Origin of the sequence: Leptolyngbya sp. AN10 (assembly GCF_050565645.1) — a bacterium.
In the GTDB taxonomy this organism is placed as follows: Bacteria; Cyanobacteriota; Cyanobacteriia; order Leptolyngbyales; family Leptolyngbyaceae; genus Leptolyngbya.
This window is the reverse complement of the sequence record NZ_JBNXVP010000017.1, coordinates 69,314-83,352: the sequence shown is the minus strand read 5'-3', so window position 1 is coordinate 83,352 and position 14,039 is coordinate 69,314. Positions and strand designations below refer to the sequence as shown.

The 14,039-nt window shown below is 47.4% G+C and carries 16 protein-coding genes; 4 read left to right on the top strand and 12 right to left on the bottom strand.

The genetic code is table 11. The features are described 5' to 3' along the window. Nucleotides 1-129: 129 nt before the first annotated feature. Nucleotides 130-1,827: a peptidoglycan DD-metalloendopeptidase family protein gene (locus ACQ4M5_RS23030; protein WP_430678022.1), complete on the bottom strand. Its 1,698-nt coding sequence runs from the start codon at nucleotides 1,825-1,827 to the stop codon at nucleotides 130-132. Nucleotides 1,828-2,188: 361 nt separating this feature from the next. On the opposite strand from ACQ4M5_RS23030, the gene ACQ4M5_RS23025 reads away from it, so the two are divergent. Next, nucleotides 2,189-2,584, top strand: coding sequence for a response regulator (locus ACQ4M5_RS23025; RefSeq protein WP_430678021.1), 396 nt, complete (start codon nucleotides 2,189-2,191; stop codon nucleotides 2,582-2,584). Between the two features lie 191 nt (nucleotides 2,585-2,775). Here the strand turns inward: ACQ4M5_RS23025 and ACQ4M5_RS23020 are convergent, their stop codons facing one another. Further along, nucleotides 2,776-3,477, bottom strand: coding sequence for an HAD family hydrolase (locus ACQ4M5_RS23020; protein ID WP_430678020.1), 702 nt, complete (start codon nucleotides 3,475-3,477; stop codon nucleotides 2,776-2,778). 238 nt (nucleotides 3,478-3,715) lie between these two features. Next, nucleotides 3,716-4,768, bottom strand: a complete 1,053-nt coding sequence (locus tag ACQ4M5_RS23015) for a 30S ribosomal protein S1 (RefSeq protein WP_430678019.1) — start codon at nucleotides 4,766-4,768, stop codon at nucleotides 3,716-3,718. Between the two features lie 242 nt (nucleotides 4,769-5,010). Between ACQ4M5_RS23015 and ACQ4M5_RS23010 the strand changes: the two genes are divergently transcribed. Continuing rightward, complete coding sequence (locus ACQ4M5_RS23010; RefSeq protein ID WP_430678018.1) at nucleotides 5,011-5,811, top strand: DUF6671 family protein; 801 nt, start codon at nucleotides 5,011-5,013, stop codon at nucleotides 5,809-5,811. A gap of 119 nt (nucleotides 5,812-5,930) precedes the next feature. After that, complete coding sequence (locus tag ACQ4M5_RS23005) at nucleotides 5,931-6,332, top strand: ChaB family protein (protein WP_430678017.1); 402 nt, start codon at nucleotides 5,931-5,933, stop codon at nucleotides 6,330-6,332. A gap of 249 nt (nucleotides 6,333-6,581) precedes the next feature. On the opposite strand, the gene ACQ4M5_RS23000 is transcribed toward ACQ4M5_RS23005, so the two are convergent. The 5 genes from ACQ4M5_RS23000 to ACQ4M5_RS22980 form a co-directional block, all read right to left on the bottom strand. Beyond that, the gene (locus ACQ4M5_RS23000) at nucleotides 6,582-7,007 is read right to left on the bottom strand and encodes a hypothetical protein (RefSeq protein WP_430678016.1); all 426 of its coding nucleotides are present in this window, start codon (nucleotides 7,005-7,007) and stop codon (nucleotides 6,582-6,584) included. A 128-nt stretch (nucleotides 7,008-7,135) separates the two neighbouring features. Continuing rightward, complete coding sequence (locus ACQ4M5_RS22995) at nucleotides 7,136-7,456, bottom strand: hypothetical protein (protein ID WP_430678015.1); 321 nt, start codon at nucleotides 7,454-7,456, stop codon at nucleotides 7,136-7,138. Next, on the bottom strand, nucleotides 7,431-7,634 hold the full coding sequence (locus ACQ4M5_RS22990) for a DUF433 domain-containing protein (RefSeq protein WP_430678014.1): 204 nt from the start codon (nucleotides 7,632-7,634) through the stop codon (nucleotides 7,431-7,433). Before ACQ4M5_RS22990 ends, ACQ4M5_RS22995 begins: the two co-directional genes overlap by 26 nt. 147 nt (nucleotides 7,635-7,781) lie before the next feature. Then, on the bottom strand, nucleotides 7,782-8,735 hold the full coding sequence (locus tag ACQ4M5_RS22985; RefSeq protein ID WP_430678013.1) for a hypothetical protein: 954 nt from the start codon (nucleotides 8,733-8,735) through the stop codon (nucleotides 7,782-7,784). Between the two features lie 27 nt (nucleotides 8,736-8,762). After that, the gene (locus tag ACQ4M5_RS22980) at nucleotides 8,763-8,984 is read right to left on the bottom strand and encodes a hypothetical protein (RefSeq protein ID WP_430678012.1); all 222 of its coding nucleotides are present in this window, start codon (nucleotides 8,982-8,984) and stop codon (nucleotides 8,763-8,765) included. Nucleotides 8,985-9,131: 147 nt separating this feature from the next. Here ACQ4M5_RS22980 and fabI point away from each other — a divergent pair, with 147 nt between their 5' ends. Next, nucleotides 9,132-9,929: an enoyl-ACP reductase FabI gene (gene fabI / locus ACQ4M5_RS22975; RefSeq protein WP_430678011.1), complete on the top strand. Its 798-nt coding sequence runs from the start codon at nucleotides 9,132-9,134 to the stop codon at nucleotides 9,927-9,929. Between the two features lie 201 nt (nucleotides 9,930-10,130). Here the strand turns inward: fabI and ACQ4M5_RS22970 are convergent, their stop codons facing one another. Genes ACQ4M5_RS22970 through ACQ4M5_RS22955 form a run of 4 tightly spaced genes read right to left on the bottom strand, consistent with a single transcriptional unit; the run spans nucleotide 10,131 to nucleotide 13,896 of the window. Continuing rightward, the gene (locus tag ACQ4M5_RS22970; RefSeq protein WP_430678010.1) at nucleotides 10,131-10,772 is read right to left on the bottom strand and encodes an HAD-IA family hydrolase; all 642 of its coding nucleotides are present in this window, start codon (nucleotides 10,770-10,772) and stop codon (nucleotides 10,131-10,133) included. Nucleotides 10,773-10,816: 44 nt separating this feature from the next. Beyond that, nucleotides 10,817-12,019: an NAD(P)/FAD-dependent oxidoreductase gene (locus ACQ4M5_RS22965; RefSeq protein WP_430678009.1), complete on the bottom strand. Its 1,203-nt coding sequence runs from the start codon at nucleotides 12,017-12,019 to the stop codon at nucleotides 10,817-10,819. A gap of 33 nt (nucleotides 12,020-12,052) precedes the next feature. Continuing rightward, nucleotides 12,053-12,511 carry a tRNA (adenosine(37)-N6)-threonylcarbamoyltransferase complex ATPase subunit type 1 TsaE gene (gene tsaE, locus ACQ4M5_RS22960; RefSeq protein ID WP_430678008.1) on the bottom strand — a complete coding sequence of 153 codons (459 nt, stop codon included), beginning with the start codon at nucleotides 12,509-12,511 and terminating at the stop codon, nucleotides 12,053-12,055. Next, nucleotides 12,508-13,896 (bottom strand): gluconeogenesis factor YvcK family protein, encoded by a 1,389-nt coding sequence (locus ACQ4M5_RS22955; RefSeq protein WP_430678007.1) that lies wholly within the window; start codon nucleotides 13,894-13,896, stop codon nucleotides 12,508-12,510. The genes tsaE and ACQ4M5_RS22955 overlap by 4 nt, the downstream gene beginning before the upstream one ends. Nucleotides 13,897-14,039: the final 143 nt, after the last annotated feature.

Sequence of the window (14,039 nt, the reverse complement as noted above, 5' to 3'; positions counted from 1 at the left end):
GCTTTAAGATGAATTTCGTAACTTGATTTCATCTTAGGTGCTGTACTCAGAGTTTCCATATCTCTATGGGGTTAAGATTTCGATCCTGCTATTGACATAGAGTAGACTGCCCTGTTTACAGATGCGATGCTACCCGCCTTGACTGGAACGAGTCGATCGCTCTTCTTGTTGTCGAGCTTGCACCAGCCGCGATCGTGCCGCTTCAAGTTGCGACCCCGGATTCACGGCAGTCCAACCAGAATTGGTCATTTGTCGCGCTTCATAGTGCAAGTGCGGTCCAGTTGAAAGCCCAGTACTGCCTACGCGCCCAATGATTGTTCCTGGCTGAATCGTTTCGCCCGGACGCACATAGATTTGGGACAAGTGAGCATAGAGCGTATCTTGCTTTCCATTGGGTTGTTGAGTGACGATCGTTAAACCATATCCGCCCATGCGATCGGCAACGGTGACTTTCCCACCCCGTGAAGCAATCACAGGCGTTCCCTGTGCGGCTCCTAAATCGACTCCTGCATGGAATCGCCGCGCACCTGTGACCGGGTGCCGCCGCCAACCAAATCCAGAGGTGACAGGAACAGGTTCAGGCAAGGGATAAACGATCTGACCCTTTGCGGTGGTTTGTGGCAGGTTGCGGTTGAACGCTTGTAGATTGCTCGGTGGTTTGACGAGTTGATCAATGTATTCGCCTCCAGCATCAGACGCGCTTGGAGCGGTTGAATTTGCTGCGATCGGCGATCGACGTTGAATCGGCAGAGATTGAATCGCTCTTGGAACCTGGATCGTAATCGCTTGCTGTCGGGTTGCTTGAGGTGCTCTTGGAACCTGAATCATAATCGCTTGCTGTCGAATTGCTTGGGGCGCTCTTGCTACAGGCTTCGTAGAGGTTGAAGGCTTTTTCGCGGTGACAGCGGCACGAGCAGGTTTAATCACAGGTTCTTTAATCGGAGTCACCCCAACGGTGCGACTAGCAGATTCTAGCGAATTGATATTGCTCAAAATCTGATCCCGCACATCGGCTGAAATGCTGGGGTCTTGCAATTGTTTTCTCGCTTGGGCAAATCGTCGCTGAGTGGCAAGACTGTAAGCACGAGCGATCAAGGTATCCCGCTGCTGAATCTGTTTGGCTTCTCGATCTTTCGCCACAATTTCGGCAAGACGTTGTTCTAGCCGTTGTTTCTGTTCCTGAGTGGGATTTTGAGGAGTTGCTTGAATTGTGGGTTTTGGAACTGGAATTTCGATGCCTGTTTCGGCTTTGGGGACTGATGGCGTTTCAGTGGCAACGGGAGTGCGCGTTACAGCAGGCGTTGGCAGTGGAATTGATCGTTCTGTGCGTTGACTTGCCGTAACAGGCTGAGATTTTGCAGTCGATCGCTCTGTGCGCTGGCTGGGAACGGTTGCCGTAGAAGGCTGAGTCGATCGTTCTGTGCGTTGAACGGTAGCCGCTGGAGGGACTGTCTGAGATTTGGGATCGGTTGCGGCAGGCTTGCGATTTGAATCTGCTACAACGGGTGGATTCTGCGGTTCTACCGATCGTGAATTTACGAGTCGAGATTCTACGGGTTTTGTGGGTAGAGAAGCTTTCTGAGGAACTTGGGGCAGTGAAAGATTTGAGGTAATCGGGGTTAGGGTTTGGGGACTGGGGATTGCAACAGGAACAGGGGTTGCAGGAATAGAAACAGACGAGGATTCCGGAACAGCGATCGCAGAAGCTGGAGTTACAACCGGAGCAGGGGATTGAGTTGGGGTTGCAGATTGCTCGATCGGTTGTACCGGGACGACTGCTTGCTTGACTTGTTGTTGAGCAAACAGTGTGGGGATGAGTTCTAACATGAAGAATTCAGCCGATGGAGGGACATCTAGCCTGTACGCATTTTCTCGGAGATTTCAGGAAAAATCGAACAATCTGAAGCCAGTGTACGGGGATCTTCATCTGTTCTTCATAGAAGTTTCTGTAAATTAGCGCAGTCTAAAGATTCGATCGATGATTCCGGAGCGATGCTTTTAGGGAAATTTCGATGTTTCCTGAGCAAATTACTGAGGAAAACCCGATCGGTTCATGGCTTAATCACTACAAGCGAATCAATAACAATCTATCCATAGTTAGAGCGATCGCTTCTGTACGGCGAGTATCCTGATAGACTAAGCACCTCTAACCGTGTCTGCCAAAACCCGTTTTCATTAACCCTTGATCATGCTGTTGAATAACCATCGAGTTCTTGTCGTAGATGATATTGCAGACAATCTAGTTCTGCTCCAGACGATTCTGGAATCTGAGGGGTATATTGTCGAAACTGCTTTAAGTGGGAAGGCTGCTTTGGATAAGCTTGAGGCGGTTGAACCCGATCTCGTATTGCTCGACATTATGATGCCGGGGCTGAATGGGTATGAGGTGACGCGCCAAGTTCGGCAGAATGAACGATTTGCGTCGGTTCCGATCGTGTTGTTGACCGCGCATGATGAATTTTTCCAAAAGCCTTATCGCGAAGTAGGTGCGGACGATCTGATTCGCAAGCCGATCGACTTTGATGAATTGTTGGATAAGGTGGCGAACTACACGAATTTGTCATCACGATCGCACGTGGCTTAGGAATGTAGTCTGTTGCTGCGATTGAGTTCGCCCGTGATTGGAAATCACGGTCTATCGAAACAAAGTCCACTAAAGGGGACTGAAGACAGGTTGTACAATTCTCAGTCTGTTTTCAACAGACTTTGTTCCGATAGCCCCGAATTCCATTCGAGGGGCGATTTAGGCGATCGACGATTACCTTTAGCATCCTCTTACTCTGATACGGAAATTAGGTGAATTTCAGAAGGATGATGTGCGATCGCTCCCGCTCCAACCAACTGAGCGATCGTACTTCCTCCCCAAGTCACGCCAATCGATCGCGGGGTCAGTTTCGTATCTGCGATCGTATCTCCAATCACTAACGCCTTCTTCGGCTCAACATTCAATTTTTCGCAAATCAAAAACAATAATTTCGGGTTCGGCTTACTGATCCCCGATTGCGCTCCAATGATGGCGTGAAAATAATTTGAAAGCTGATATTCCTCAACAAAATCTCTAATATTCGGCTCGATATCGCTAGAAAGAATTCCAAGCTTCAAAGATTTCAAGGATTGCAGTAATTCAACAATTCCAGGATAAAGCGGTGTTAATGTTGCTTTTCTGGGCAATTGTCGATCGGCATCTTCAAAAATTGATTGCACGATCGATGTCGCGTTCTTGTCTTCAATCAAAGATGCGATCGCATTAATATTCTCTTCGCGTGTTCCGACTGCCATTAATCCTGCTGGATCATGACATCCAAATGCAGCGAGAACTTTAGATTTTAGACCAGGCACAATCTCGTCAATTAACTCTGCCCGTTTCGCTCCCAAATGCCAGAGATACTGATGAGAATTTGCTAGAGTTCCATCTTTATCGAAAATTACCGCTTCGATATTTTCAAATTCAACGCCATTACAAATAATCGTTTTCATAAGGCAATCCTAAGTGAGTCGTAAATTGCAAAGTTGATCGTGCCCCCTAAATCCCCCAAATTTGGGGGACTTTGAAATCTGAAGTCTGCTTAGAATTAGAGAATTTTTTCTAGCTCAAAGTCCCCCACTCGTGGGGGATTTAGGGGGCTTCCCAGAGTTCACAACTCAAATTAGATTGCCATCTCAATAAAAAAGAGGGATTGCTCCCTCTCTAAATTGTGTTAATCGTGAATCGAAATTATTCAGCTTCGATCGCGACCGGAATTTCTTCCACTTGTTCCACTGCTTCAACTTCTTCCGTTGCGGCTGGAACTTCCTCGATCTCAACAGGGGCTTCCTCGATCGCGGCTGGAACTTCCTCGATCGTGATCGCAGGAGCCGCATTCCCTTGAGCTTGCTGCTTCATGTTCTCGCGATATTTCGCCGCCATTTCTTCAGCCTTGTCGTAAACCACTTGTGGGTTTTTCACCATATCACCGGGTTCCGGCTCAAGCTGCTTGGTCGAAAGCGAAATCCGTCCGCGTTCCGCATCGAGATCAATAATCATGACTTTTACTTCGTCATTTACATTGAACACACTGTGAGGCGTATCGATGTGATCGTGCGAAATCTCGGAAATGTGGAGCAGACCGCTCACACCACCGATATCGATAAACGCACCGTAAGGTTTGATGCCGCGAACGGTTCCGATCACGACTTCGCCCACTTCCAGACGGTTCATCTTACGTTCAACCAGCGCACGACGATGGCTGAGTACGAGACGGTTGCGCTCTTCGTCCACTTCGAGGAACTTCAGAGGCAACTCTTCGCCTACTAATTCTTCCTTGGGTTTGCGAGTGCTGATGTGAGAACCGGGAATAAATCCACGTAAGCCCTCAATCCGAACCAGCGCACCGCCGCGATTGGTTGCAAACACCAGCGATCGCACCGTTGCATCTTCCGCCTGGAGTTGACGAACCCGTTCCCAAGCTCGCATATACTCTATGCGGCGAATCGAGAGGGTCAACTGACCATCTTCGTTCTCATCAGCCAGGATGAAGAATTCGCGTGTTTCGTTCGACTGCAACACCTCTTCGGGGGCATCAATGCGATTGATCGACATTTCCTGGATGGGAATATATGCCGCAGTTTTCGCACCAATGTCGATCAAAGCGCCTCTTGGCTCTAGGCTAAACACGGTTCCGGCGACGACATCTCCGGGACTGAAGTGATAGTCGTACTTATCCAGTAGAGCCGCGAAATCCTCGTGGGTAAAACCAACATCCATAGCTAAAGTGTTCTGATTGGTCATGCTAAACGTTTCCCAGTTGTCTCCGTTAAAATTTGCCTCCTGTCGATGCAACGCACATATTGGAAATGTGCTGCCTACACCTTAATCGCTGCGATTTTCGTTCACAACGATCTATTTAGACGCATTAAGTATTCAGAAGCATCATCATAACCCAATTTGCGATGAAGAGGATCTGTGATTCTTAAGTTCTTTCGTCCGGTTTGGCAGGAAAATTGAAATGGTTGGATTAGGGGTTTTTGAGGATGTTCAAAGATCGAGTGGCGGTTCTGGCAACAATGCACCGAAAGGAGGAAGCGATCGCGCCTGTTCTTGAGTCTGAACTAGGTTTGAAAGTTCAGGTTCCGATCGAGTTTGATACCGATCGCTTTGGCACATTCACACGGGAAATCGCTCGATCGGGTGATCAATTAGAGGCGGCGAGAAGGAAAGCATTCGCAGCACTGGAATTGATCGGGGGAGATTTAGCGATCGCGTCTGAGGGAAGTTTCGCCCCGCATCCTTCTTTTCCAATGCTGCCTTGCAATCGTGAAATTGTGATTCTGATCGATACTTTGAACGATTTAGAAATGATTGGAGAATCGATTTCAACCGAAACAAATTTCAATCATCGCACTGTTTCTAATTACGATGAAGCTTATGAATTTGCGCTGAAAGTTGGATTTCCAGAGCATAAGTTAGTCGTGATTGATCAAGATAAGATCCTGAAGGGAATTGGGGATTTTGATCAATTAAGAGAAGTAGTTTCGAGTGGAAAAGTTCACGTCGAAACTGATATGAGAGCGATGAACAATCCGACTCGAATGAACGCGATCGCGAAAGCAACTCGTGATTTAGCCCAGAAATTAAAACAGTGCTGTCCGAAGTGTTCAACGCCTGGATTTACAGTGGCAGAGATTAAACGAGGATTGCCTTGTGGCTGGTGTGGCAGTCCAACGGATTTGATCTTGGCGGAAGTCGATCGATGTTCAAAATGCGGTTTTGAGCAAGAAAGATTTTCTGAACAAAAAGCAGATCCAATGTATTGCCCCTATTGCAATCCGTAGAAACCAACTCCCCATTCGGATAGAGATCATCATTGAGACAAACTTTCTTTTGAAAGATGTGTGAGAAAGCTGATCCCCATAGGATGATTCCAGATTTAATATTCTAGGAGTTATTCATTATGCCAACTGGAAGCGAAAGAACCCAAGCAAACCCCCAAATTAGCGCTGAAGATAAACAGTTTGAAGCCGTTAATAGTGTTGAAACCACTGAAGATCAAGCAAACTTAGCCACCTCTAAATCGACTCCTGATAAGCTTGCCGAGAAGCGAGATGATGTAGACGAACAGAATGAGAAGCTGCCTGCTGAAGTGACCGATCAGCTTTTGGATGGTTCGGATCAAGTCTTCTTAACTGCATTCAAGAATTCTCAGAAAGATGGTTTGAGCCGCGAAACTGCGATTAAAGTCGCGTGGAACAGCGTCAAGCAAGGATTTCAGCGGAGTCAGGATGGAAGCTGGCATCGTAAGAGTGAGCCAGGCGATCGAACAATTGGATCAGGTGTTGGGGGTAGCGCGAGCTAATTGAGCGAAATCTAAGAATTGAAAGAGCAAAACTCCGACCTCACTCAAGAAGTCGGAGTTTTTGTGTATGCGAATTGATCTGTGACTGCGATCATTCTTCGCCCCCTAAATCCCCCATTCTGGGGAATTTTGAGACTAGAAGAAATTCCGAATTCCAGAACTTTTTCATCTTTCAAAGTCCCCCAAATTTGGGGGATTTAGGGGGCATTAGCCGACTGAAACGCAGAGAATTACTCGATCGACGTTTTTTTAGTTTGCGATCGAGGCTTTCGATCGACCATTTCCAGTTTGGGCAGTCTGAGGCGCGATCGTTGCGGGAACTTCTGCGGTTTCGGTGGATGGCGTAGAAGCATTGCTGCCTTTGCGAACAGTTCCCCCAGCTTGGCTGTATTCTTTGCTGTTGCTGCCGTATTTGATTTTGACAGCACTGAGCATTCGACTCGACATCGCTGCCATTGTGCGATCGAGTTCGTCGATTGTTTTGCGCGAGGCATCGAGGTCAGACACAATTTGATTGTGTTTTGCGAGGGCTTCCTGGAGGGATTCGATCATTTCGGTGTAAGTGTCGATCGTCAATCCGTAGCCTAAGTCTAAAGTGGGGTCGATCGATTTGAGTCCGGCAAGACGACGCTGTGCTTTGTCGAGTTCGGTAGATCCCCGTGTTTGTAATGCCATCGAATTTTTCCTTAATTTAAGTTGGGTCAATGTGTTTACGATAGAAATTTTCTAATTGCTTTGAGAGGAGTGGATTTATTGATCTCAATTTGAAGTTGTGCTGAAGCTGTGTGAGGATTTGCGAAAACTCAAGGGCTTTTACTGAGATGTTTTTGGGTTACTCTGACTCGATCGCGCTTTCCGGTGACAACGGCATCGCTCAATCTGTCTTCCAATTCAGTTTTTGTAAACTCCTGAAGACTGCTTGTAAACTCCTGAAGAGCATTTGCGAATTCAAGAAGCGAATTTGAGACTTTCTGAAGATAGTTTGTAAATTCCTGAAGAGTATTTGTGAACTCAAAGAGCGAAGTTGTGAAGGCGCGATCGCTGAATGAGACGGGAAAGAGCGATCGGGGAGTTGGCTTGATTGTACTTAAAAGGGAATTAATCGATCGCGACTTCAGCCGCATATCGTAGGGCTTCTTGAAGATCTTCTAACTCTAAATCTGGATGGGCTTCTAGAATTTCATCCCCTCGCATTCCATCTGCGAACATTCCAACCACAGTCGCAACTGGAATTCGCAAACCTCGAAGGCAAGGAACTCCGCCCATCTGATTCGGGTTGACGGTAATTCTGGTGAATGGCATCCTTAGCTCTTCTGAGTTGTATAGAAATTCTACTTGTCTTTTTAGTGCGATCGTAGGCTGATTCAATGAAAGCACAATCGTAGCGGAAGCTTTCAAGTTCTCTGTGTTAGCGGTTCATAAACCTTGAACTCAAGCTTGCAAGGTGTTTCACACTATGTCTCTCTTATCAGCAAGCTGAAGGACGAACCGGATAAATGTAGCCGTGAGGTAAATCATGAACTCAACCTCGTCTACTGAAAATGCCTCATTATGCTTAACAGCGTCATTTTGATACGGACTATATCCTCCAAACAGTAAAGAGTGATACATATTCACAGTCTGCGGATGTATTTTCTTACTTTTTAGCCAGGGTAAAAGAACATCTTTCTGGTTTTCCAAGGACTTAGCATTTCCGAGAACCTGCTTCAAAAGTTGCTCTATTGCAAATCGAAGATTATCGAGTAAGTTGCGATAGGAACTGATATCGCCGCTTTGGTAAAAAGCCAGAGCTTTCTCAAAGTGTCTCGCTACGTTTGGGTATTTCTCTAGCCCAGAAATTACATAATCGATTACACCTTGATCAAGAAGCTTCTCCCCAACAGGATATAAGATGACTGTCTTGCCTTTTACAGCAAAATTAAATCTCATCAAAGGTGTTAGGTGAGCAGAATCTCTTAGCTTCTTGGCAAAATTGCGCTGATGTTCTACATCAACTTCCCCTTCTAGTATCCAGAAAAGAATCTGTAGAATAGTGACGAGATCGTTGAAGCTACTTGAGCTTTTGATGGCTTTATACACATGAGTGTCACCAAAGCCTCTCTCAGTTAGTTCATATATGTACATTGAGTCTGCTAGTTTTTGTGCCTCCTTTGCTGCTATTAATATTGGTGAGTTTGGTTTTGGAATCAGCCGTGAGCTTTTAACAGTTGGCTCTTCAGCACTGTGTTGTCGAAAAAGCTGCTGAAATTTACTATCAATTTCTGGCTGTTCGATAAGTAGCTGCTCCAGAGTGTCATTACTGATTGAGATTACTCCGTTTCTGAAGGTAGTGAACTGCTCTTCTTCAGAAGTTTTAAGATTCCAACGTGTGTAATGATTAGCCAATCGTCTTTGAATGTCCATTAGGTGAACCTGGAAAGTTCCTGAAAATTATAGTGTAGGTAATGAATGATCTAGTCGGCGTGATATTGCTCTAAGTTGAAACAGCATCTTTGCCGGATCAGTTTCCGTCTCATGAGTTCGATCGGCAGCCTCCAACGAGATCGAGAGCGCTTTTTCCAGTCCGGTCTGATTCAGCCAACTCTTCACCTGTTCCGCCAACGGCTTCGCCACCAGTGGCACGACTATTTTCAGAATGACAATCCACTCCATACCGAACTCCGACGATCGATGAGTTCAATTATGGCGTGTCGTATTCGTCACCTCAGCCAAACTTCCAATTTTTTGAAGGCACAGTGCCACACTCAAACCGTGATCCCTTTCTGCTATCCTCATAAATGCTTTACACGGTAGAAGACCATGCTAGACCTGACTGGAAAGAACGCACTTGTAACGGGAATTGCGAACAATAAATCGATCGCATGGGGCATCGCTCAACAGCTACACAAAGCAGGCGCAAACATTGGTATTACGTATCTACCCGACGAGAAAGGCAAAGCAGAAAAGAAAGTCGCAGAACTCACCGAGCCATTGAATCCGAGCTTGTTTCTGCCGCTGAATGTGCAAGACGATGCTCAGATTGAGAGCGCATTTAATACAGTGCGGGACAAGTGGGGCAAGATTGATATCCTGATTCACTGCTTGGCGTTTGCAAATAGAGAAGATTTGACGGGTGACTTCTCGAACACTTCACGCAAAGGATTTGAAACAGCGCTAGATATCAGTGCCTATTCGCTGATTCAACTGGCTGGAGCCGCGAAACCGTTGATGACCGAAGGCGGAAGTATCGTGACTTTGACCTATTTGGGTGGCGTGAAAGTGATTCCAAACTACAACGTCATGGGAATCGCGAAAGCAGCATTAGAAATGAATGTGCGCTATCTGGCTTCGGAACTTGGTCAGAACAATGTTCGAGTGAATGCAATTTCAGCAGGTCCGATTCGGACGTTGGCTTCTTCTGCGGTGGGCGGCATTCTCGATATGATTCACCACGTCGAAGCGGTGGCTCCACTGCGTCGAACGGTGACGCAGATTGAAGTGGGAAATACGGCGGCATTTTTGTGCAGTGATTTGTCGAGCGGGATTACCGGACAGGTGATTTACGTCGATGCGGGTTACGAAATTATGGGAATGACGGGAACCAAATCGGTGGAATAAATTTAGCGTTAGATCCACAGAACGCTTTACTCCGTTTGAATCGGCTAGTGCCCCCTAAATTCCCCAAATTTGGGGGACTTTGAAGGTTGAACGCACTCTGGAATTCTAGAGCTTTGCTCTAGCTCAAAGTCCCCCAGAATGGGGGATTTAGGGGGCGATTCCCACAGTCGTTTACAATTCAGAAAATCCATTAAATTGGATTTATCGATCGAGCAATATTCCCCTCAATCCCGCCGCCTTCGCCGCCTGATAATCTTCCTGCATACTATCGCCAATGTGCCACGCATTCTCAGGCTCACAGTGATGTTTCGCCAACGCAATCTCAAAGATCTTCGGGTCAGGTTTCGCGACTCCCGCCTCAGTCGAAATCGTTACCGAATCAAAATAATCTGCTAAATCTAACGCTCTCAGAACCCTATACAATCGGGAATCAAAATTCGAGAGAACACCCAGCGGAATATTGAGACTCCGCAGTTTTTGTAAGGTCGGAAGCGTATCCGGATAAATGATCCACGGCTTCGCGGTTTCAAAATGGATGTACAAATCTGAGAAAAAGCTGGAAAAATCGTCAAACTTGTTCAGCACTCCAGCCCGATCGAAGGTTTGTTGCGCGATCGTATTCCACCACTCTTGTTCAAGCTGTGGAATTTCCACTACATCAACATCTGGAAACGTACAAGGTGGCGAGGCTTTGAACGCTTCGTAAAATGACTGATCGATCACACTTGCATCGACTTCTACGCCATGCTTGCGGGCAATCTCTCGATAGACCTGACCGACACTTCCTCGCACACCAAACAACGTACCAACTGCATCAAAAAAGACGACCTGGGGACGCTTCATCTCTTTACAATCCCGAACTCAACAAGGAATAAACACAAGGTTCATTATTCATTGTTTTGAGTTAATGCGGTCACGATCGGGCGAGTGATCCAGTTAAATCCCACTCGAAGCTGGTGTCTGAGCGTAGGCATCCGATTCAAATAAGCTAAACGGCGAACCAGATGAGCGACAGTCCCATCCAATTGAATGCCAAGTCCGGTTAAGGTCGCTTCGTTGATTCCCAACGTCATCATTTCACCGAGATATTGATAGCGGAAGGGCAAAAGGGGTCGATCGCTCAACGATGCCCAAATATTCCATCCGGTGTAATCGGCTTGCTGGAATGCAGCTTGAGCAGTCGAGGGAACTTGCTGATTGTCCGCGTCTTTGCAGTCGGCTAAATCCCCGATCGCGAAAATTTCAGGATGATCCACCACTTGCAAAGTCGGAGTCACAACGATCTGACCGCGCTGGTTTTGTTTGAGGGGTAAGTTTTTCACCACTTCATTGATGCGAGTGCCGATCGTCCAAAGTACGAGATCGACCGGAATCGTATCAACCACGCCTTTATAGAGCAGCGAAATACTATCCGCAGTGATTTCTTCGACAGAAGTTTCTAAATCTGTCCAGATTCCACGGGCTTCGAGTGCTTTTGTCGCTGCTTCTCGATTATGCGGAGAAGACATTCGCAAAATCTGATCCGATAGTTCAACTAATCGAATTCGACCGCGATCGCCCAATTTATCCGCTAACTTACAAGCCAGTTCAACGCCGCTATAGCCTGCACCGACGATCGCGATCCGAAGCTTATCCGCATCTGAGTTTTCCAACTGTCTCAGGCAATCTTGTAAGCGATACGCATCTTGAATCGTTCGGAAGGGAATCGCGAACTCGGCTGCACCCGGAACCATATCCGTTGGGGTTTCGCCACCCATTGCAACAACTAAGCGATCGTAATCGAGCAGATCCCCCTCCTGAATCCGCACCTGTTTCGTTTCGAGATTAATTTCCGTGACCGCAGACTGACGGAATCGGATTGACGTGCCTTCGAGCAATTCCTCATACGGGGGCGCGACTTCCCAGGATTGTAGTTCGCCTGTGACCAATTCATAGAGCAGCGGCGAAAAGACAAAGCGATCCCTCGAATCGACTAAGGTAATTTCCGGTTTCTCGGTCTTTGTCCAAGGCAGATTATGAAGTCGGAGTGCAGTGTAGAGACCTCCGAAACCACCACCAAGAATACAGATTTTTGCAGGAGTGTGAGACATAAGACGGCGCGAGAAAGGGCAACTCTCTTAATTCTAGGTGCGGATCTCTAAATTCGGAATCACCGCCGAGCCGATCGACCGAATTTCTGCCTTCCGTCCGGTATCTTGATAGCTCAAGGAAATTTCAAGATACGAATCTGGTCGATAGGCGAGTCGTTCTGCCCACTCGATCGCACAAATTCCTGGCTCGACTTCAATCCCTTCCCAATAGATTTCGGGATAAAGCGATGCGGTTTGGTTTGGTTCTAATCGGTACAGGTCGAAGTGATAGAGCGGCACTCGTCCATTGAGATATTCGTTAATTAGGGTAAATGTTGGGCTTTCGATCGAGTCTGGAATTCCCAGTCCTTCTCCCAACGCCTGAACGAATGAAGTCTTGCCGCTGCCTAAATCACCTTGAAGTAACAGAACCGTTCCAGCGGGTAACTGTTGTCCAAATTGGCGACCGAGCGATCGCGTTTCGTTGGCGGATTTTAGGTCGATCGTTTTCATTGTCTTGCGCGTTCATACCACCGGAAAATTACCCGCGCCAATTTCCGCGAATCGTGCCGCACATAGCCCGTTTCCTCATCCTCGATCATTATGTTGGCGCGAATCATCTGCCGTCCCAATTGTGCGATCGCATCCGCATCCAAATCAACCGGGTGAGATTGTTCCTGTGCATATCGCAAGAGTGCTCTGTCTGAAGGAGACGTTTTCTGCACCAAAACCGAATCGAATAATCTTCGTCCACAGGCTCGATCGATAGCCCGAATATGATCTGCGACCGAATATCCGTCTGTTTCTCCCGGTTGCGTCATGATGTTGCACACATAAATACAGGGGACTTGTCGAGCCGCGATCGCATCTGCAATTTCGGGCACGAGTAAATTGGGAATCACGCTGGTGTAAAGGCTGCCAGGTCCAATCACGATATAGTCCGCTTCCTCGATCGCATCCAACGCTTTTGGAAGTGCAGGCGGATTCGCAGGCTTACAGCCCATTTTGACGATCTTGCCTCGCGCCTCGGTAATATTTGATTCGCCCTCAATGTAGCGACCGTCTGCCAGTTCTGCCCAGAGTTTCACATCGCTCAAAGTAGCAGGGAGAACTTGACCCCGAATCGCGAGAACTTTGGAACTTGCCGCGATCGCTCTTTCAAAATCTCCGGTGATGTCACTCAGCACCGTGAGAAATAAATTGCCAAAACTATGTCCGATCAAGCCATCGCCTGCTTTAAATCGGTATTGAAATAATTCTGTTAATAATTTTTCTTCGTCAGCCAGAGCCGCAATACAGTTCCGAATATCCCCAGGCGGCAACACGCCAATTTCACGCCGTAATCGTCCTGAAGAACCACCATCATCCGCCACCGTGACGATCGCAGTAATATTCGCGCTTAAAGTTTTCAAGCCTCTCAGCAGCGTCGATAGTCCGGTTCCGCCGCCGATCGTCACAATTTTTGCGCCTCGATTGAGTTTGCGGTGGCTAATCAGCACATCGACTAATTCTTCTGATCGATCGCTCATCAGCACTTCGGTAATCGATCCAAACGTGCGTTTTTGCCCCCAGAACACCAGTAACAGTCCAGCAATCAGCACTAAGGGACCGCTGATATAGTTTGGAATCAAGCGCGTGAGCAGTTCTATCAAATCGCCAAAAAACTGCATGATGTAGAACACCGGAGTTAAACGGCTCCAGATTGCCGCACCCAGAAGCACCATCAGAATGCCGCTGACGCTAATAAACATCCAGCGCTTGACCAGCAAGCCCGGAGAGAGCCACTTGAACCAGTGTCCCGCTCGGTGTGGCAAACGGCGAGATGCCGATCGCGAAACGCGCTGCGAGTACGATCGCGAAACGCGCATTGCTTGTTTGAGAAATCGATTGGTCGTCATGCTGGGATTCAACCTGGCGCGAGGTGGCGTTGATCTAGCTATGCAGCATACCCTAAGTTGTTGATTCCAACCGGGCAATCCTGCCAATCGGATTCGCCGTGATTATTGACAACTAACCTGTTTTCTCCGCGTTTGCCTCATGA

Coding starts and splice junctions, on each gene's coding strand:
- ACQ4M5_RS23030 (WP_430678022.1), bottom strand. CDS start 1,827: ATGTTAGAACTCATCCCCACACTGTTTGCTCAACAACAAGTCAAGCAA.
- ACQ4M5_RS23025 (WP_430678021.1), top strand. CDS start 2,189: ATGCTGTTGAATAACCATCGAGTTCTTGTCGTAGATGATATTGCAGAC.
- ACQ4M5_RS23020 (WP_430678020.1), bottom strand. CDS start 3,477: ATGAAAACGATTATTTGTAATGGCGTTGAATTTGAAAATATCGAAGCG.
- ACQ4M5_RS23015 (WP_430678019.1), bottom strand. CDS start 4,768: ATGACCAATCAGAACACTTTAGCTATGGATGTTGGTTTTACCCACGAG.
- ACQ4M5_RS23010 (WP_430678018.1), top strand. CDS start 5,011: ATGTTCAAAGATCGAGTGGCGGTTCTGGCAACAATGCACCGAAAGGAG.
- ACQ4M5_RS23005 (WP_430678017.1), top strand. CDS start 5,931: ATGCCAACTGGAAGCGAAAGAACCCAAGCAAACCCCCAAATTAGCGCT.
- ACQ4M5_RS23000 (WP_430678016.1), bottom strand. CDS start 7,007: ATGGCATTACAAACACGGGGATCTACCGAACTCGACAAAGCACAGCGT.
- ACQ4M5_RS22995 (WP_430678015.1), bottom strand. CDS start 7,456: ATGCGGCTGAAGTCGCGATCGATTAATTCCCTTTTAAGTACAATCAAG.
- ACQ4M5_RS22990 (WP_430678014.1), bottom strand. CDS start 7,634: ATGCCATTCACCAGAATTACCGTCAACCCGAATCAGATGGGCGGAGTT.
- ACQ4M5_RS22985 (WP_430678013.1), bottom strand. CDS start 8,735: ATGGACATTCAAAGACGATTGGCTAATCATTACACACGTTGGAATCTT.
- ACQ4M5_RS22980 (WP_430678012.1), bottom strand. CDS start 8,984: ATGGAGTGGATTGTCATTCTGAAAATAGTCGTGCCACTGGTGGCGAAG.
- fabI (WP_430678011.1), top strand. CDS start 9,132: ATGCTAGACCTGACTGGAAAGAACGCACTTGTAACGGGAATTGCGAAC.
- ACQ4M5_RS22970 (WP_430678010.1), bottom strand. CDS start 10,772: ATGAAGCGTCCCCAGGTCGTCTTTTTTGATGCAGTTGGTACGTTGTTT.
- ACQ4M5_RS22965 (WP_430678009.1), bottom strand. CDS start 12,019: ATGTCTCACACTCCTGCAAAAATCTGTATTCTTGGTGGTGGTTTCGGA.
- tsaE (WP_430678008.1), bottom strand. CDS start 12,511: ATGAAAACGATCGACCTAAAATCCGCCAACGAAACGCGATCGCTCGGT.
- ACQ4M5_RS22955 (WP_430678007.1), bottom strand. CDS start 13,896: ATGACGACCAATCGATTTCTCAAACAAGCAATGCGCGTTTCGCGATCG.